Origin of the sequence: Bradyrhizobium huanghuaihaiense (assembly GCF_025200885.1) — a bacterium.
In the GTDB taxonomy this organism is placed as follows: domain Bacteria; phylum Pseudomonadota; class Alphaproteobacteria; order Rhizobiales; family Xanthobacteraceae; genus Bradyrhizobium; species Bradyrhizobium huanghuaihaiense.
On record NZ_CP104172.1, the window covers coordinates 1735423 to 1751693 of the forward strand.

The 16271-nt window shown below is 64.0% G+C and carries 18 protein-coding genes; 10 read left to right on the forward strand and 8 right to left on the reverse strand.

What is annotated here, in order from left to right; genetic code table 11:
• Nucleotides 1-7: 7 nt before the first annotated feature.
• The 5 genes from N2603_RS08200 to N2603_RS08220 form a co-directional block, all read right to left on the reverse strand.
• Nucleotides 8-1483: a type II and III secretion system protein family protein gene (locus N2603_RS08200; RefSeq protein ID WP_260388341.1), complete on the reverse strand. Its 1476-nt coding sequence runs from the start codon at nucleotides 1481-1483 to the stop codon at nucleotides 8-10.
• An 11-nt stretch (nucleotides 1484-1494) separates the two neighbouring features.
• Entirely contained in the window at nucleotides 1495-2295 is an 801-nt protein-coding gene (gene cpaB, locus N2603_RS08205; RefSeq protein ID WP_026312554.1) for a Flp pilus assembly protein CpaB, read from the reverse strand.
• A gap of 129 nt (nucleotides 2296-2424) precedes the next feature.
• Nucleotides 2425-2949, reverse strand: a complete 525-nt coding sequence (locus N2603_RS08210; RefSeq protein ID WP_260388342.1) for an A24 family peptidase — start codon at nucleotides 2947-2949, stop codon at nucleotides 2425-2427.
• A 111-nt stretch (nucleotides 2950-3060) separates the two neighbouring features.
• Nucleotides 3061-3207, reverse strand: a complete 147-nt coding sequence (locus N2603_RS08215; RefSeq protein ID WP_167526376.1) for a hypothetical protein — start codon at nucleotides 3205-3207, stop codon at nucleotides 3061-3063.
• A 70-nt stretch (nucleotides 3208-3277) separates the two neighbouring features.
• Nucleotides 3278-3442, reverse strand: coding sequence for a Flp family type IVb pilin (locus N2603_RS08220; protein WP_018646598.1), 165 nt, complete (start codon nucleotides 3440-3442; stop codon nucleotides 3278-3280).
• A gap of 268 nt (nucleotides 3443-3710) precedes the next feature.
• Here N2603_RS08220 and N2603_RS08225 point away from each other — a divergent pair, with 268 nt between their 5' ends.
• From N2603_RS08225 to N2603_RS08240, 4 genes are all read left to right on the forward strand, one after another.
• Nucleotides 3711-4538: a sterol desaturase family protein gene (locus tag N2603_RS08225; RefSeq protein WP_260388343.1), complete on the forward strand. Its 828-nt coding sequence runs from the start codon at nucleotides 3711-3713 to the stop codon at nucleotides 4536-4538.
• Nucleotides 4539-4792: 254 nt separating this feature from the next.
• The gene (locus tag N2603_RS08230) at nucleotides 4793-5290 is read left to right on the forward strand and encodes a pilus assembly protein N-terminal domain-containing protein (protein ID WP_260388344.1); all 498 of its coding nucleotides are present in this window, start codon (nucleotides 4793-4795) and stop codon (nucleotides 5288-5290) included.
• Nucleotides 5291-5545: 255 nt separating this feature from the next.
• Nucleotides 5546-6124 carry a TadE/TadG family type IV pilus assembly protein gene (locus N2603_RS08235; RefSeq protein ID WP_026312555.1) on the forward strand — a complete coding sequence of 193 codons (579 nt, stop codon included), beginning with the start codon at nucleotides 5546-5548 and terminating at the stop codon, nucleotides 6122-6124.
• A 78-nt stretch (nucleotides 6125-6202) separates the two neighbouring features.
• Nucleotides 6203-6781: a TadE/TadG family type IV pilus assembly protein gene (locus N2603_RS08240; RefSeq protein WP_260388345.1), complete on the forward strand. Its 579-nt coding sequence runs from the start codon at nucleotides 6203-6205 to the stop codon at nucleotides 6779-6781.
• 106 nt (nucleotides 6782-6887) lie between these two features.
• Here the strand turns inward: N2603_RS08240 and N2603_RS08245 are convergent, their stop codons facing one another.
• From N2603_RS08245 to N2603_RS08255, 3 genes are all read right to left on the reverse strand, one after another.
• A complete protein-coding gene (locus tag N2603_RS08245) occupies nucleotides 6888-7100 on the reverse strand; it encodes a cold-shock protein (protein WP_008131892.1) in 213 nt (70 codons plus the stop codon).
• A gap of 267 nt (nucleotides 7101-7367) precedes the next feature.
• Nucleotides 7368-7655 (reverse strand): translation initiation factor IF-1, encoded by a 288-nt coding sequence (infA, locus tag N2603_RS08250; RefSeq protein ID WP_018646603.1) that lies wholly within the window; start codon nucleotides 7653-7655, stop codon nucleotides 7368-7370.
• Nucleotides 7656-7678: 23 nt separating this feature from the next.
• Nucleotides 7679-9268: a DEAD/DEAH box helicase gene (locus N2603_RS08255; protein ID WP_260388346.1), complete on the reverse strand. Its 1590-nt coding sequence runs from the start codon at nucleotides 9266-9268 to the stop codon at nucleotides 7679-7681.
• 482 nt (nucleotides 9269-9750) lie between these two features.
• Between N2603_RS08255 and urtA the strand changes: the two genes are divergently transcribed.
• The 6 genes from urtA to N2603_RS08285 all read left to right on the forward strand — a co-directional run bounded on the left by urtA (nucleotide 9751) and on the right by N2603_RS08285 (nucleotide 16268).
• Nucleotides 9751-11079, forward strand: a complete 1329-nt coding sequence (gene urtA, locus N2603_RS08260; RefSeq protein WP_026312557.1) for an urea ABC transporter substrate-binding protein — start codon at nucleotides 9751-9753, stop codon at nucleotides 11077-11079.
• Nucleotides 11080-11161: 82 nt separating this feature from the next.
• The gene (gene urtB, locus N2603_RS08265; RefSeq protein WP_260388347.1) at nucleotides 11162-12769 is read left to right on the forward strand and encodes an urea ABC transporter permease subunit UrtB; all 1608 of its coding nucleotides are present in this window, start codon (nucleotides 11162-11164) and stop codon (nucleotides 12767-12769) included.
• The gene (gene urtC / locus N2603_RS08270) at nucleotides 12766-13935 is read left to right on the forward strand and encodes an urea ABC transporter permease subunit UrtC (protein ID WP_260388348.1); all 1170 of its coding nucleotides are present in this window, start codon (nucleotides 12766-12768) and stop codon (nucleotides 13933-13935) included. Before urtB ends, urtC begins: the two co-directional genes overlap by 4 nt.
• 6 nt (nucleotides 13936-13941) lie before the next feature.
• Nucleotides 13942-14703, forward strand: a complete 762-nt coding sequence (urtD, locus tag N2603_RS08275) for an urea ABC transporter ATP-binding protein UrtD (RefSeq protein ID WP_018646608.1) — start codon at nucleotides 13942-13944, stop codon at nucleotides 14701-14703.
• 3 nt (nucleotides 14704-14706) lie between these two features.
• A complete protein-coding gene (gene urtE / locus N2603_RS08280; RefSeq protein WP_036021619.1) occupies nucleotides 14707-15402 on the forward strand; it encodes an urea ABC transporter ATP-binding subunit UrtE in 696 nt (231 codons plus the stop codon).
• Nucleotides 15403-15437: 35 nt separating this feature from the next.
• Nucleotides 15438-16268 (forward strand): urease accessory protein UreD, encoded by an 831-nt coding sequence (locus tag N2603_RS08285; RefSeq protein WP_260388349.1) that lies wholly within the window; start codon nucleotides 15438-15440, stop codon nucleotides 16266-16268.
• Nucleotides 16269-16271: the final 3 nt, after the last annotated feature.

Sequence of the window (16271 nt, forward strand, 5' to 3'; positions counted from 1 at the left end):
TTCCGCCTCAGTCGGTGATGAAGCCGTAGGTGCCACGGTAGTTCTGGGCCGGTTCGGTCCGGCCAGGCACGCCGTAGATGCGGTTGATGTTGCCGATCAGGCCGGCCTGCGGGTCGGCAGGCGCGGCGAAGCCGTCATCCGGTCGCGACAGGTCCTTCGGCGCTGCTGCGCGAACGACATAGGGCGTCACGATCACGACCAGCTCGGTCGCGTTGTTGACGAAGTCGCGGCTGCGGAACAGCGTGCCGAGGACCGGAAGCTGCATCAGGCCCGGCAGTCCGCTCACCGCCTGCTTGGTCTGCTGCTGGATCAGGCCGGCCATCGCCATTGCGCCGCCGGAGGGAATTTCCAGCGAGGTTTCGGCGCGGCGGGTCCGGATCGAGGGCACCGTCACCGAGTTCACCGACGTCGAGGTCACGGCCTGCGACAGCGTGATCGAATTCTCGTTCGAAAGCTCCGAGACCTCAGTCATCACGCGCAGGCTGATCTTGCCCTCGGTCAGAACAACGGGAGTGAAGTTGAGCGAAATGCCGAACTTCTTGAAGCTGATCTGGGTGGTACAGACATGCGTCGTGGGATCGCACGCATAGCCCGCCGGCACCGGGAATTCGCCGCCGGCGATGAAGGTCGCCGATTCCCCGGAGATCGCGGTCAGGTTCGGCTCGGCCAGCGTCCGGATCACCCCGGCGGTCTCCATCGCGCGCAGGGTGGCCTGCACCGAAGGCGTCGCGCCGAACTTTGTGGTCAGGCTGTTGCCGTCCACGAGATTGTGGCCAAGGGCGGTGAACGGGTTGGAATTGGTGAAGCTCACCACCGAGGTGCCGTAGTTCAGGTTCGCCGAGAGGTCGATGCCGAGCTGCTTGACGATGTTGCGCTGGACCTCGGCCACCGTCACCTTCAGCATGACCTGGTCGCGGCCGCGGACCACGATCGAGTTCACCACCTTGTCGGCGCCGCCGGCGAGCCGCGCGGCGAGTTCGTTGGCCTGCTGCGCCTCCATCGGACTCGCCACGCTGCCGGTCAGCACGACACCCTCGCCGAGCCCGTCGATCTGGATGTCGGAATTGGGCAGGACCTGCTTCAATGCGGCGCGCACGCCGTTGAGGTCGCGCTTGACCGCGATGTCGTAGGCCGCGATCTGCTGGCCGGCGGAATCGAAGAACACGATGTTGGTCTGGCCGACCGAGGCGCCGATGATGTAGGCGCGCTGCGCCGAGCGCACCACCGCATTGGCGATCTTGGGGTCGGCGACGAGCACGTCCTTGATGTCGCGCGGCAGGTCGATCACGATCGATTTGCCGACGCCGAGCGAAAGGAAGCGCGCGTTCATCTGGCCGTCGGCGGCGGCCGGCGCCACGGGGCGGTAGTCGGCGGCGACCACGGGGGTCAGCGCCGGGTTGAGCACCAGCGCGAGGGCGGCCGAAAACGACAGGGCGCGGACCACGGAGGTTCGCATCGTCGTCAAATCTGCCCTGCATTTCATATCGACTGCCCTCATCGTGCCTTTGCCGTCGCGCTCGGGATGCCGTAGCGAATGATCGAAACGCCATCGCGCTTCTGTGCGGAATCATCGAGCGTGATCTCGCTCATCTTGACGTCGACGATGCTGCGCAGCGCCAGCGACAGCGTGCCGCTCTGGCGCGCGGCGGATAGCGTCGCCGTCTGTGCGGGATTGAGCTCGAGGGTGACGGTCTTGCCGACCACCGCGTTCTGGCCGTCCTTCTCCTTCGGTGCCTGGTCGATCGCCAGGACGCGGATGTTGGCCAGGATGATCTCGGAGGTGATGAGATCGGGAGCGCCGCTGCTCTGGTCCGGGTTCTTGAGGCGGCGGGTCAGAAGCACGTCGACGCGATCGTTGGGCAGGATGAAGCCGCCCGCGCCGGTCTCGGGCGAGATCTCGGTCGAGATCGCGCGCATGCCGGTGGGCAGGATCGCCGCCATGAAGCCGGAGCCCTCGGCCTTGACCAGCTTCTGGTCGCGGATCGGCTCACCCTGGATGAAGGGGGCGCGCGCGATCGAGCCCGTCACCTGGGTCGCGCCCTCCGGGCGCTCGTTGCGGCGGATGAAGGTGGCGCTGGCGGTCGCGGCCGGCCAGGTCTGCCACTGCACGTCTTCAGGCTTGACGGTCTGGCCAAGACCGATGTCGTTCTTGGCCACCAGCACGTCGACGGTCGGAAGCTGCGCGACCGGAGCCGCTGGAGGCGGCGCAGAATTGTCCGAGCCGCTCGCCAGGTACGCGGCGACGCCGCCGGCGCAGATGGCGACCGTCAGGACGACAATGCGTGCCCTATTCATACGCTTCACTTTCCAACAAAAACGCCGCGACGCTGCCGCCGCCGTAATCGGCAGTTGACCAGCTATTCGTCAAAGCATGGTTAATGAGGCGTATCTAAATCGGCTTAACGCCGGGTTTACCCAGGGCGTTCAGCGCAGTGCGAGGTGAGCGAGGTCGATCGCCTTCACCCATTCGGTCTCCGGGTAGACCATCAGCGCGCTCAGCGCGAGCGCGATGCCGTAGGGAATGCCGCTCTCCTTGGCGTGCAGCCGTGCAAGCCAGGCCTGGCCCGCGAGGCCGTAGGGCAGCGGCCATTGCCGGAACTGGAGCAGGAGCAGCGTCAGCGCTCCGCCGAACAGCGAGGCGTAGAGCAGGAAGTTCATCAGGTGCGCGAAGCCGAACCAGAGCGCGACGGAGGCCGCGACCTTGGCGTCGCCGCCGCCGACCCAGCCCATCGCAAAGCACGTGAAGGCCACGACCAGCAGAAGCGCGCCGGCGCCGACATGTGTGAGCATCTCGTAAGGTGCCATGCCACCGGCAAGGGCGAGCACGAAGAAGCCCGCGACCAGCGCCAGCGACACACGGTTCGAGATGGTCATCGTGAAGAGATCGCTCGCAGCCGCGAACGCCATCAGGGCCGGGAAGATCATGAGGCGCGCAAGGTCGAGGATCATGGGCTGCGTCTTGAGGCCTGGGTTTGTCGCGGGATCTGCCGTCGCGCGATGCTAGCCGGCAGTGCTAAACAAACCGACAATGGCGGCAGCGAGAACCCCGTAGCGGCCCGCTCACCAGAGGCTGGCGATGCGCGCCGCGAGTGCGACCGTTGCGAGCAGCAATGCAAGGCACACCCAATAGGCCGGCGAGCCGGTCGGCGCCGCCTGCGCCTCGCTCGCCGCAACCGCGGCATCCGTTCTGTACTTTCGCAACGCCACTGGAACTCGCCGTACTCGGAAAAACAAAGGCCCCGGAGGTCCGGGGCTTTTGCCGTCGTTTGTCGGTCGCTTACTTCAGCGAGCTGCTGATCGAGCCGAACTTGGTGTTCAGCGTGCTGCCGAGATTGTTGACGACGGTGATGATGGCCAGCGCGATGCCGGCGGCGATCAGGCCGTATTCGATGGCAGTGGCGCCGGATTCATCCTTGGCGAAACGCGCAATCAAGTTCTTCATGAACAAACTCCATCTTGGGTGGGATCGCCTCGTTCGGCGCTGTCGTTGACGCGATGACCATGAGAGCCGAGCTCTTTCGGTAGAGTTAATTCGATCGTGTAAACCCAATTGCTGCGCGATGCTTTTGCCCAGAGTGAATCTCACCTTAAAGCACCCATCGAAATTCGCTCCGGTTCCGGACGCACTGTAACTGCGTCGCCGGCTTCACCCTCCCTTAAATTTCGCGGAGTAGGCGTAAGAGGACCAGCAATTCGGAAGAGAGGCGACGATGTCGAGCCTGCCCATGCAAGTCGCCCTGATGCTCGGCGAGACCATTGCGAAGGTGGTCCCCGTCACTTTCGTGCTCGCGCTGGTCTTCACGGTGCTCGAGCATTTCTGGGCCTGCAATCCCGGCCTGCCGTGGTGGCGCAAGCGGGAGATCGTCACCGACATCTGCTACTGGTTCTTCGTCCCCGTATTCGCCCGGACCATGCGGATCGGGCTCCTGATCGTTGGGGCGGGCGTCTTCTTCAACATCCACGACGCCGACGATCTCATCGCCTTCTACGACAACGGCCACGGCCCGCTGGCGCAATTGCCGCTCTGGATGCAGGCCGCGCTGTTCCTGGTGCTGTCGGACTTCATGCTGTACTGGCTGCACCGGCTCTTCCATGGCGGCGAGTTCTGGAAGTACCACGCGATCCATCACTCCTCCGAGGAGATCAGCTGGATTTCGGCGGCCCGCTTCCATCCCGTCAATCTCGTGCTCGGCACGATCGGGGTCGACGTCGTGCTGCTGATGGCGGGCATCTCCCCGAACGTCATGATCTGGGTCTCCCCGTTCACGACCTTCCATTCGGCCTTCGTGCACGCCAACCTGAACTGGACGTTCGGGCCGTTCAAATATGTGCTGGCGACGCCGGTATTCCATCGCTGGCACCACACCCCGCTCGAAGACGGTGGCGACACCAATTTCGCCGGGACGTTTCCGATCTGGGACGTGCTGTTCGGCACCTTCCGCATGCCGGAGGGGAAACTGCCGCAGGACTACGGCAAGGACGAAGCGACCATGCCGAAGGAGATCGGAGGGCAGCTTGCCTATCCGTTCCGCCGCTAAAGCATGATCCGGAAAAGTGCGAAGCGGTTTTCCGGAAAGATCATGCGTAAACAACAACCTAAAGCGCGATGACGATTCATCCCAATCTCATCGCGCTTTAGGGGGCTCCAGAGCGGCAAATCGTCAGTCCGTTCAAACAATAGAAGGCGAATTTGCGGAACGTTCACGAATTGAGGGCAGGTTAGCGGGGTCGGGCACCGGCTCCGCTGTATCTGATCGCTTCTGCCGGTTTGTGACGTCCCGGGGGTAAGAGTATGCGTAAAGAACTGCTGCGCCGCCATGCGCGCGTCTGTCTTCTGGTTGCGGCTGCGGTGCTGGCATTGCCTTCTGCCGGCCTTGCCGAACCCACCGCCGATACCATCGCCGTCAATGTCGACCAGGCCAAGCTGGTCCGGCTGCCCGGCAAGGTGGCGACCATCGTGGTCGGCAATCCCCTGATCGCCGACGTCACGCTCCAGCCCGGCGGCATGATCGTCGTGACTGGAAAGGGCTACGGCGCCACCAATTTCATCGCGCTGGACCGGGCCGGCGAGATCCTGGTCGACCGCCAGATCCAGGTCGAAGGTCCGAGCGATCGGCTCGTCACCGTCTATCGCGGGGTTGAGCGCGAGTCCTACAGTTGCCTGCCGCTCTGCCAGCGCCGCGTGACGCTGGGCGACAGCGACAACTACTTCAACACCACGATGGGCCAGGCCGGTTCGCTGAGCAGCAATGCCAGCGGCAACGCCGGCGCGGGCGCCAAGACCAACTAGCAAGCCAACTAGCAAGACCAACTAGTAAGTCAGATCGGCGAGGTGCTTGGGCGGGATCGTGTGGTCCGGGCACCTGCACCGGCGAGGACGAGCTCTTCTTCCTGCGCCCTTCTTCCGCGCGCCTCGGGTGGTCCCTGGTTAACGACCCCTTAACGGCGCGCGTCGCCGGCCGCGGCCGGCCTGCAACACTTAAACAATCAGTTTTAGCTATTTCATTGAGCGGATGATCGCCGCTGGCTGGGGAAATTTGACGCGATGCCATCGCCTGCACCTGTGAGGTTCACGTTCCGAACCGTGCTGCGTCGGTTTCGCGGCAATCGCCGCGGTTCCGCGGCCGTCGAGTTCGCGCTGGTCGCGCCGATCTTCTTCGCGCTGCTGTTCGCCATCATCGAAACGGCGCTCATGTTCTTTGCGAGCCAGGTGCTCGAGACCATCACGCAGAACTCTGCGCGGGTGGTGCTGACCGGGCAGGCGCAATCGGGTTCGGTGACCGCCTGCGCGGTGTCCGGCGTCGGCACGCCGTGCACGCAAGCAACGTTCAAGACCTACGTCTGCAGCCAGATCCCGGCGCTGTTCGATTGCAGCAAGCTCTATGTCGACGTCACGAGCTACTCGTCCTTCTCTGCAGTGACGTTGTCGAGCCACATCGACGGCTCCGGAGGTTTCGACACGAGCATGAGCTACAGCCCGGGCAGCGCCGGCGACATCGTGGTGGTGCGGCTGTTCTATCAGTGGCCGTTGTTCGTCACCGGGCTCGGGTACAACATCGCCAATCTCACCGGCAGCAAGCGACTGCTGGTGGCCACGGCCGCGTTCAAGAACGAGCCTTACTAAAGCATGATCCGGAAAGGTGCGTAGCGGTTTTCCGGCAAGATCATGCTCAAACAACAGGACAAGTGATCGGGCGAAACGATGCAGGCGATTGCGAAATTGTGGCAGGCGACGCGTCTGACCGCGTACGAATTCCTCGCCGATAGCAGGGGGCTTGCGGCCACCGAATTCGTCGTGGTCGTGCCGCTGATGCTGGTGATGTTTTTCGGCACGGTGGAGTTCTCGTCGGCGGTGGCAATCGATCGCAAGGTGACGCTGATGGCGCGGACGCTGTCGGACCTCACCTCGCAGTCGACGTCGGTCGGCGATACCGACATGACCAACTTCTTCGCTGCCTCGACCGGCATCATGACGCCTTATGCCACCTCGCCGGTCTCGGCGACGATCACCGAGCTCTATGTCGATCCCTCGACTCTGCAAGCGCATGTGCAGTGGAGCAAGGGATCGGTGCCACGGACGCCGAAGTCCGCGGTGACGATTCCCACGACGCTGGCGATCGGTGGCACCTATCTGATCTTCAGCGAGGTCAGCTACACCTACACGCCGTCGGTCGGCTATGCGCTGAAGAGCGCGATCACGCTGAGTGACGTCGCCTATACGAGGCCGCGCCAGTCGACCTGCGTCTATTACAGCCCGGATACCGCCTGCACGATCTACTGAGTGCATCGATCTCCGACATGAAAAAAGGCCGTGCGTCGCGCACGGCCTTTTCCATTGTTGCTTCGACTTGCTCGGTCGAGCCGATCCGGACCGAAGGTCCGCAGGTTCAGCCGGCGGAGCGAAGATTGTCGGCGGCCGACTTGCCGGACCGGCGATCGGCGACGATCTCGTAGGAGAGCTTCTGACCTTCGCGCAGCGTGCCGAGGCCGGCGCGCTCGACGGCGCTGATGTGAACGAACACGTCCTGGCCGCCATCGTCGGGCTGGATGAAGCCGAAGCCCTTGGTCGCGTTAAACCACTTCACGGTTCCCATGCTCATGGGGTAGTTCCCTCTCAGATAAACAATGTAAAAGTCCGCTCGCGCGGACAGGTTAGATCGAATTTCTGGAAGGGTCGTCAGCGTGTCTGAACCGGCTATACCGGTGGATGCCAATGTCGTCCGGCCGAAAATCGATTAATTCATTTTATTGGAATTGGGGCTTCAAAACAATCCGGACGTGCACGATTTTTTGATCCGCCGCGATGCGCGCGGCGGATCAGCATACAGGTCAGAATTTTACTTCCGTATCGATGCGCTGGAAGCGGATCAACGACGGCGGAACTGGCCACCACGTTGACCGGGGCGAGGCGGTCCTCCGGCCGTTGCGGGACGCTCGTCCTTGTGGCGGAAAATCAGCCGGCCCTTCTCGAGGTCATAGGGCGACATCTCCACCGTCACCCGGTCGCCCGCGAGCGTCTTGATGCGGTTCTTCTTCATCTTGCCGGCGGTGTAGGCGACGATCTCGTGTCCGGCGTCGAGCTGCACGCGGTAGCGGGCGTCGGGGAGGATTTCGGTGACCAGTCCTTCGAACTGGATCAGCTCTTCCTTAGCCATTGATATCTCCAGGTCGTGGACGGCTAGTGCGAATAGGGTTTGCGGGTCGATTGGCCGTTCGGCCGACTCTCACGGCGCAGAAAGGCCACGCCTTGTATCCCATCAGGCTTGCCGGCGCTATGCGCGGGACGCTGTTCCGACCGATCGGATTGCGAATGTCCCAGCTTATTAGCACCGGAGCGGCGGCGGCGGCGAGACCCCTTCGAGGCGTTCTGGCCGTCGTTGAATCGTCCGTCGACATGCCGCCCGTCGCCGCCGTGCCGGCCTTCGCCGGGACGTCCGTCGCCCTGCTTGCCGGCGCTATGGTGACGTCCGTCGCCATGCCTTTCGTCGGCCCGACGTCCGTCACCGTGCCGTGCGCCTTGCGGACGCTGGCCCGGGCGGCCTCCGCGGCCCTGCCGTTGCTGCGGCGCGGGAGGACCCGCATCGCGGCGGCCGGCATCGGTGCGGAGGTCTTCGCGCGGCAGCGCCACCTTGATCAGCCGCTCGATGTCGCGGAGGTAGCTGAGCTCCTCGCCGCCGGCGACCAGCGAGATCGCGGTGCCATCGGCCCCGGCGCGCGCGGTGCGACCGATGCGGTGCACATAGGTCTCGGGCACGTTGGGCAGGTCGAAATTGATCACATGGGTGATGCCGTCGACGTCGATGCCGCGGGCGGCGATGTCGGTGGCAACCAGCGTGCGGATTTCACCGGAGCGGAACTGTGCCAGCGTGCGCTCGCGATGGTTCTGCGACTTGTTGCCGTGGATGGCGCTGGCGGGGATGCCGGCCTTTTCGAGTGTCTTCACGACCTTGTCGGCACCGTGCTTAGTGCGGGTGAAGACCAGCGCACGGTTGATCGGCTCGTCCTTCAGCAGCTTGGTCAGGAAGGCGGGCTTGGCCGAGAAGTCGACCTGCAGGATGCGCTGGTTGATCCGCTCGGCAGTCGAGGAGACCGGGGTCACCGCGACGCGGGCGGGATCGCGCAGCATGGAGTCTGCGAGCTCGGCGATGTCCTTCGGCATGGTGGCCGAGAAGAACAGCGTCTGCCGCTTGATCGGCAGCTTGGCGACGATTTTGCGGATGTCGTTGATGAAGCCCATGTCGAGCATGCGGTCGGCCTCGTCGAGTACGAGGAATTCAACGCTCGAAAGCTTCAATCCGTTGCTCTGCACGAGGTCGAGCAGGCGCCCGGGGGTGGCGACCAGCACGTCGACACCCTGCATCAGGGCGCGGACCTGGCGGCCCATCGGAACGCCGCCGATGGCGAGCGTCGAGGACAGGCGGATGTGGCGCCCATAGGCGTTGAAGCTGTCGAGGATCTGCCCCGAAAGCTCGCGGGTCGGCGACAGCACCAGGACGCGGGCGGTCTTGGGCTGCGGCTTGATGCGGTTCTCGAGCAGGCGGTGCAGGATCGGCAGCGCGAAGGACGCGGTCTTGCCGGTGCCGGTCTGGGCGATGCCGACGACGTCGCGGCCGGTCAGCGCCAGCGGGATGGTCTGGGCCTGGATCGGGGTTGGGGTGACGTAATTCTCTTCACGAAGAGCGCGCGCGATGGGTTCGGCGAGGCCGAAGTCCTGAAACGAAGTCAAAAGATGGGTTCTTTCCATGTCAAAAGCGGGCGCCCGGCGCATTCAGCGCGGCGCGCGCAAAAGGGTGTCGAGAAGACACCTGCGTGTTTGGGGTGTCGGATGGCTTGGATGATATGGGGCAAGCCAGAGGCCCGGAGGGGGCTTAAGAACACGCGGCTCGCTACGACCCCTTGATTCGCAAGAGGTCTCGGCTGTTCATATGGAACATCGAGGGGGCGCTTTCAAGGCAAGTCCGCGCCAAACCGCGGTTGCGGTGCAGAAATAGTTATGCCGGAAATTTAGACAGAAGCGCCATTTTGCCCAGAAAATGAACTGTCTGCCGCATTAGCATACATTTTATTCGCTCAAGATTTGAGCAATTTGACTACGGCGAAACTTTGTTTTCTGCAGAATTTCTAAACAAAACCAACGCGTTACCGCGTGTTCAGCCCATGGCATGGTTCTTGCGATTCCATTAATCGCAGGCGGCCGTGGGGCCGTTTCGCAGCGACTTTTCACGTCTGCGTCAGGGAGATGATACACAAATGCTTACCAAATCCACTCGCGATAGAGCGGCGTCATTTAGCCGCCGCGGCGTTCTCGCCGCGACCGCCGGACTGATGCTCGGTCTGGCCTCATTGACCGGCGCCAAGGCCGCGGACGATACCATCAAGGTCGGTGTGCTTCACTCCCTCTCCGGCACCATGGCCATCAGCGAAACCACGCTGAAGGACACCATCCTCTTCCTGATCGACGAGCAGAACAAGAAGGGCGGCGTGCTCGGCAAGAAGCTTGAGGCCGTCGTGGTCGATCCCGCCTCGAACTGGCCGCTGTTCGCCGAGAAGGCGCGCGAGCTGATCACCAAGGACAAGGTCTCGGTCGTGTTCGGCTGCTGGACCTCGGTGTCGCGCAAGTCGGTGCTCCCGGTGTTCAAGGAGCTCAACAACATCCTGTTCTACCCCGTGCAGTATGAGGGCGAGGAGAGCGAGCGCAACGTGTTCTACACGGGTGCGGCGCCGAACCAGCAGGCGATTCCCGCCGTCGACTATCTGATGAAGGAAGAGAAGGTGAAGCGCTGGGTGCTCGCGGGCACCGACTACGTCTATCCGCGCACCACCAACAAGATCCTGGAAGCCTACCTGAAGTCCAAGGGTGTCGCCCAGGAAGACATCATGATCAACTACACGCCGTTCGGTCACTCCGACTGGCAGACGATCGTGGCCGACATCAAGAAGTTCGGCTCGGCCGGCAAGAAGACCGCGGTGGTCTCGACCATCAACGGCGACGCCAACGTTCCCTTCTACAAGGAGCTCGGCAACCAGGGCATCAAGGCCAAGGACATCCCGGTGGTCGCGTTCTCGGTGGGTGAGGAAGAGCTCGCCGGCATCGACACCAAGCCGCTGGTCGGCCATCTGGCCGCCTGGAACTACTTCGAGTCGATCAAGACCAAGGACGGCTCGAACGAGAAGTTCATCAAGGACTGGCAGACCTACACCAAGAATCCGAAGCGCGTGACCAACGACCCGATGGAAGCGCATGTGATCGGCTTCGCCATGTGGGTGAAGGCGGTCGAGAAGGTGAAGTCGACCGATCCGGACAAGGTGATCGACGCGCTTCCCGGCATCGAGGCGCCGAACCTGACCGGTGGCGTGTCGAAGATGCTGCCGAACCACCACATCACCAAGCCGGTGTTCATCGGCGAGATCAAGGGCAACGGCCAGTTCGACGTGGTTTGGAAGACCCCGGGCCTCGTCGCGGGTGACGCCTGGTCGAAGGAGCTCGACGGCTCCAAGGACCTGATCGGCGACTGGGTCGGCAAGAAGTGCGGCAACTTCAACACCAAGACCAACAAGTGCCTCGGCTCCGGCTCCTGATCCGGATCTGACGTTTTATCGCACGACGGGAGAAGACGGCTATTCCGCCGCCTTCTCCCCACTTCTGCCGGGGTGATCCAAAGTGCCAACCAAATTGTCCGCTCGCTTCTGCTCGTTTGTACTCTCGTTGTTTCTGATCGCGTTCGCGCTGCCGGCCTTTGCCGGTCCGTTCGAGGATGCGGTCGCCAAGTTCGCCAACGACGATTTTTCCGACACCGAGGAAGCGGTCGGTGTGATCGCCAGCAGCGGCAACAAGCTGGCTTTTCCCATCATCAGCGCGCTCCAGGACGGCCGGTTGATGGCCGATCCTGATAGCAAGAAGGTTTACGTCACCGGCACCGACGGCAAGTCGATCGACGCCGCGACCGGCGAGGCCGTCGCCAGCGTTCCCGACAGTGCGAGCGCGGTCCGCCTCAACAACCGCCTGCGCCGCAGCGTCGATGCCGCGCTCGGCAGCCTGACCCTGCAGTCGCCGGAAGTCGGAACGCGCCTGCAGGCCGCGCAATCCGTCTTCAAGTCGCACGAGGAGACGGCGCTCGAGGCCGTCGATGCCGCGCTGGCCAAGGAAACCAACAAGTCGGTCAAGACGGCGCTCGGTGAAGCCCGTGCGGCGATCCTGCTGTTCAAGTCCGATGCCACGGAGGTCGAGAAGCTCGAGGCCGTCGCCACCCTCAAGGCGCGCGGCGACCAGGAGGCGATGGCGCTGCTCACCGGCATGGGTGATCAGCCGCCTTCGGTGACCAAGGCTGCAGCCAGTGCGATCAGCTCGATCCAGTCTTCGCTCGCGGTCTGGTCCACGGTGCAGAACGCCTGGTACGGCCTGTCGCTCGGCTCGGTGCTGCTGCTCGCCGCAATCGGGCTTGCCATCACCTTCGGCGTGATGGGCGTCATCAACATGGCGCATGGCGAGATGGTGATGATCGGGGCCTACACCACCTTCGTGGTGCAGGAGGTGATCCGCACCCGCTACCCCGGCCTGTTCGACTATTCGCTGCTGATCGCCGTGCCGCTCGCCTTCGTCGTCGCCGGCGCGATCGGCGTCTTGATCGAGCGCAGCATCATCCGCTTCCTCTACGGCCGCCCGCTGGAGACGCTGCTGGCGACCTGGGGCCTGTCGCTGGTGCTGCAGCAGGCGGTGCGCACCATGTTCGGTCCGACCAATCGCGAGGTCGGCAACCCCTCCTGGATGAGCGGCGCGTTCGAGCTCGGCCAGATCACCATCACCTATAACCGGCTCTGGATCCTCTGCTTCACGCTCGCCGTGTTCGCGATCCTGCTTGCGATGCTGCGCTACAGCGCGATCGGTCTCGAGATGCGCGCGGTGACGCAGAACCGCCGCATGGCGGCCTCGATGGGCATCGCCACCTCGCGCGTCGACGCGCTGACCTTCGGCCTCGGCTCGGGTATCGCCGGCATCGCCGGCGTGGCGCTGTCGCAGATCGACAATGTCAGCCCCAATCTCGGCCAGAGCTACATCATCGACAGCTTTATGGTCGTGGTGTTCGGCGGCGTCGGTAATCTCTGGGGCACGCTGGTCGGCGCCTTCACGCTCGGCATCGCCAACAAGTTCCTGGAGCCGGTCGCCGGCGCGGTGCTCGGCAAGATCGCGATCCTCGTTCTCATCATCCTGTTCATTCAAAAGCGGCCGCGCGGCCTGTTCGCGCTCAAGGGCCGTGCGGTGGAAGCATGACCCCTCACATGCTGACGCGATCGCTGGACCGCGGCGCGACGATCTTCCTGCTGGTGGTCGCCGCGCTGGGCGTGCTGATCCCGCTGTCCAACCTGCTGCTGCCCGCGGGCTCGTTCCTGCAGGTGCCGACCTATCTCGTCGCGCTCTGGGGCAAGTATGTCTGCTACGCGATCCTGGCGCTCTCGATCGACCTGATCTGGGGCTATTGCGGCATCCTCTCGCTTGGTCACGGCGCCTTCTTCGCGCTCGGCGGCTACGCGATGGGCATGTACCTGATGCGACAGATCGGCACCCGCGGCGTCTACGGCAATCCGATCCTGCCCGACTTCATGGTGTTCCTGAACTGGCAGAAGCTGCCCTGGTACTGGTACGGCTTCGACATGTTCTGGTTCGCGGCGCTGATGGTGCTGTTCGTGCCGGGCCTGCTCGCCTTCTGCTTCGGTTGGCTCGCCTTCCGCTCCCGCGTCACCGGCGTCTATCTGTCGATCATCACGCAGGCGATGACCTACGCGCTGCTGCTCGCCTTCTTCCGCAACGATTTCGGCTTCGGCGGCAACAACGGCCTGACAGACTTCAAGGACATTTTGGGCTTCAACGTGCAGGCGGAGGGTACGCGCGCGGCGCTGTTCGCGCTGAGCTGCCTGGCGCTGATCATCGGCTTCCTGATCTGCCGCGCCATCGTCTCCTCCAAGCTCGGCAAGGTGCTGATCGCGGTCCGTGACGCGGAATCGCGCACGCGCTTCCTCGGCTACCGCGTCGAATCCTACAAGCTGTTCGTGTTCACGGTGTCGGCTTGCATGGCCGGCGTCGCCGGTGCGCTCTACGTGCCGCAGGTCGGCATCATCAACCCGTCCGAATTTGCGCCGGGCAATTCGATCGAAGCGGTGATCTGGGTCGCGGTCGGCGGCCGCGGCACCCTGGTCGGTGCCGCACTCGGTGCCGTCGTCGTCAACTACGCCAAGACCTTCTTCACCTCCGGCATGCTCGCGCCGTACTGGCTGTTCATGCTGGGCGCGCTGTTCATCCTGGTGACGCTGCTGCTGCCCAAGGGCATCGTCGGCACCTTCAATGCCTGGTGGGATCAGTCGAAGGAGAAACGCGCCGCCGCGACCACGGTGAGCGCCGCAGCCGAAGACGGCGTCACCGAACCCAAGATGGCGGAGTAGGCGGTCATGAACGTCATGGACACCCGCGCAACCTCCGCGATGCTTTACCTGGACGGCGTGCACGTCTCGTTTGACGGCTTCCACGCCATCAACAATTTGTCGCTGACGCTCGAGCCTGGCGAGATGCGCGCCATCATCGGTCCGAACGGCGCCGGCAAGACCACGATGATGGACATCATCACCGGCAAGACCAAGCCCGACGAGGGCACCGTGCTGTTCGACGGCGTCACCGACCTGACGCGCCTCGACGAGACCCGCATCGCCGAACTCGGCATCGGCCGCAAATTCCAGAAACCGACGGTGTTCGAGAGCCAGACCGTGCAGGACAATCTCCTGCTTGCGCTCAATGTCGACCACTCGGTCCGCGGCACGCTGTTCTGGCGCGGCAGCAAGGCGGAGTCGGAGCGCATCGACAAGGTGCTGGAGACGATCCGCCTCACCGAGGCCCGCAACCGCCTCGCCGGCAGCCTCAGCCATGGCCAGAAGCAATGGCTCGAGATCGGCATGCTGCTGGCGCAGGATCCGAAGCTGCTGCTGGTCGACGAGCCCGTCGCGGGCATGACCGACGTCGAGACGCATCTCACCGCCGAGCTCTTGAAGGAGATCAACAAGACCCACACCGTCATGGTGGTCGAGCACGACATGACGTTCGTGCGCGAGCTCGGCGTCAAGGTCACCTGCCTGCACGAAGGCACGGTGCTCGCGGAAGGAACCATCGACCAGGTCTCGTCCAACGAGCGGGTCATCGAAGTCTATCTGGGACGCTGAGCGATGCTTGAGGTCAAGGACATCAACCTGTTCTACGGCGCGGCGCAGGCGCTGCGCGGCGTCTCGATCTCGGCCGAGCCGGGCAAGGTGACCTGCGTGCTCGGGCGTAACGGCGTCGGCAAGACCTCGCTGCTGCGCGCCATGGTCGGGCAATATCCGATCTCATCGGGCGCGATCGTGTTCGACGGCAGCGACATCACCGGCCTCAAGCCCTATGAGCGGGCGCGCAAGGGCATCGGCTTCGTGCCGCAGGGCCGCGAGATCTTTCCGCTGCTGACGGTCGAGGAGAACCTCAAGACCGGCTTCGGCCCGCTCAAGCGCGAGGACAAGCACATTCCGGACGACGTGTTCTCGCTGTTTCCGGTGCTGCAATCCATGCTGGGCCGGCGCGGCGGCGACCTCTCCGGCGGCCAGCAGCAGCAGCTCGCGATCGGCCGCGCGCTGGTGATGCGGCCAAAGCTGCTCCTGCTCGACGAGCCGACCGAGGGCATCCAGCCCTCGATCATCAAGGACATCGGCCGCGCCATCTCGTACCTGCGCAACCTCGGCAACATCGCCATCGTGCTGGTTGAACAATATCTCGACTTTGCCTGCGAACTCGGCGACAGTTTCGCGGTGATGGATCGCGGCGCGGTGAAATTCACCTGCGACCGCTCCAATCTCGATCCCGGCGAAATCAGCCGCCAGATGGCGCTGTAAGCCAAAATTCCTGCCGCGACCGGCTGGGGAGACGGATGCGCAGCGAGCTGTCAGCCACGTCCATGCTATTCGAAGCCAACCGTGCCCGTGGCGCGGTGCGCTTCGACGTGCATGCGCGCGACGGCGTGACGCGGCGCGGCGCGTTGCATGAATCCGGCTCGCTCCGTGTCCGCTTTCCATCGCCGGAAGATCAGGGCCTCTCCGGCGTGTTCGTCAATACGGCCGGCGGCGTTGCCGGCGGCGATCGCTTCGATATCGAGATATCAGCCTCCGATGCGGCGCGGCTGACGCTGACCACGGCGGCCGCCGAAAAGGTCTATCGCGCGCCGGGGCCCGCGGCGCAGCTCAATATCTCACTGAAGGCCGGCGCCAGCGCGCATTTGTCCTGGCTGCCGCAAGAGACGATTCTGTTCGACCGTGCGCGCGTGCAGCGCCGCTTCGACATCGAGCTCGACGAGACGGCTTCGCTCCTGCTCTGCGAGATCGTCGTGTTCGGCCGCACCGCCATGGGCGAGCGGATGGAGCAGGGCGAGTTCGTCGACCGCTGGCGGATGCGCCGCGGCGGCAGACTGGTGTTCGCAGAAACCGTCCGGCTCGACGGCGATATCGGCGCGAAGCTCGCGCGATCGGCCGTGGCCAAGGGCGGTGCGGCGATCGGCACGGCCCTGATCGTGCCCGGCGACGAGGCCCTGGTCGAGCGCATCCGGGAAGCGTCGGAGTCTTTCTCCGGCGAGGTCGGAATCTCCGCGTGGAATGGCTTTGCAATGGCGCGGTTCTGTGCCCAAGATGCGGCGCGTTTGCGCGCCGACATGATGACCGTGCTGGCGCGCACCGGCGCGGTCCTGCCGCGGCTCTGGCTGAACTGATGA

Bases quoted from the DNA above. Each gene is read 5' to 3' on its own strand.
- N2603_RS08230 (WP_260388344.1), top strand. From the start codon at position 4,793: ATGCGTAAAGAACTGCTGCGCCGCCATGCGCGCGTCTGTCTTCTGGTT.
- N2603_RS08285 (WP_260388349.1), top strand. From the start codon at position 15,438: ATGCGCAGCGAGCTGTCAGCCACGTCCATGCTATTCGAAGCCAACCGT.
- cpaB (WP_026312554.1), bottom strand. From the start codon at position 2,295: ATGAATAGGGCACGCATTGTCGTCCTGACGGTCGCCATCTGCGCCGGC.
- N2603_RS08220 (WP_018646598.1), bottom strand. From the start codon at position 3,442: ATGAAGAACTTGATTGCGCGTTTCGCCAAGGATGAATCCGGCGCCACT.
- urtC (WP_260388348.1), top strand. From the start codon at position 12,766: ATGACCCCTCACATGCTGACGCGATCGCTGGACCGCGGCGCGACGATC.
- N2603_RS08225 (WP_260388343.1), top strand. From the start codon at position 3,711: ATGTCGAGCCTGCCCATGCAAGTCGCCCTGATGCTCGGCGAGACCATT.
- N2603_RS08240 (WP_260388345.1), top strand. From the start codon at position 6,203: ATGCAGGCGATTGCGAAATTGTGGCAGGCGACGCGTCTGACCGCGTAC.
- urtE (WP_036021619.1), top strand. From the start codon at position 14,707: ATGCTTGAGGTCAAGGACATCAACCTGTTCTACGGCGCGGCGCAGGCG.
- N2603_RS08210 (WP_260388342.1), bottom strand. From the start codon at position 2,949: ATGATCCTCGACCTTGCGCGCCTCATGATCTTCCCGGCCCTGATGGCG.
- infA (WP_018646603.1), bottom strand. From the start codon at position 7,655: ATGGCTAAGGAAGAGCTGATCCAGTTCGAAGGACTGGTCACCGAAATC.
- N2603_RS08245 (WP_008131892.1), bottom strand. From the start codon at position 7,100: ATGAGCATGGGAACCGTGAAGTGGTTTAACGCGACCAAGGGCTTCGGC.
- urtA (WP_026312557.1), top strand. From the start codon at position 9,751: ATGCTTACCAAATCCACTCGCGATAGAGCGGCGTCATTTAGCCGCCGC.
- N2603_RS08235 (WP_026312555.1), top strand. From the start codon at position 5,546: ATGCCATCGCCTGCACCTGTGAGGTTCACGTTCCGAACCGTGCTGCGT.
- N2603_RS08200 (WP_260388341.1), bottom strand. From the start codon at position 1,483: ATGAAATGCAGGGCAGATTTGACGACGATGCGAACCTCCGTGGTCCGC.
- urtD (WP_018646608.1), top strand. From the start codon at position 13,942: ATGAACGTCATGGACACCCGCGCAACCTCCGCGATGCTTTACCTGGAC.
- N2603_RS08255 (WP_260388346.1), bottom strand. From the start codon at position 9,268: ATGCGCCGGGCGCCCGCTTTTGACATGGAAAGAACCCATCTTTTGACT.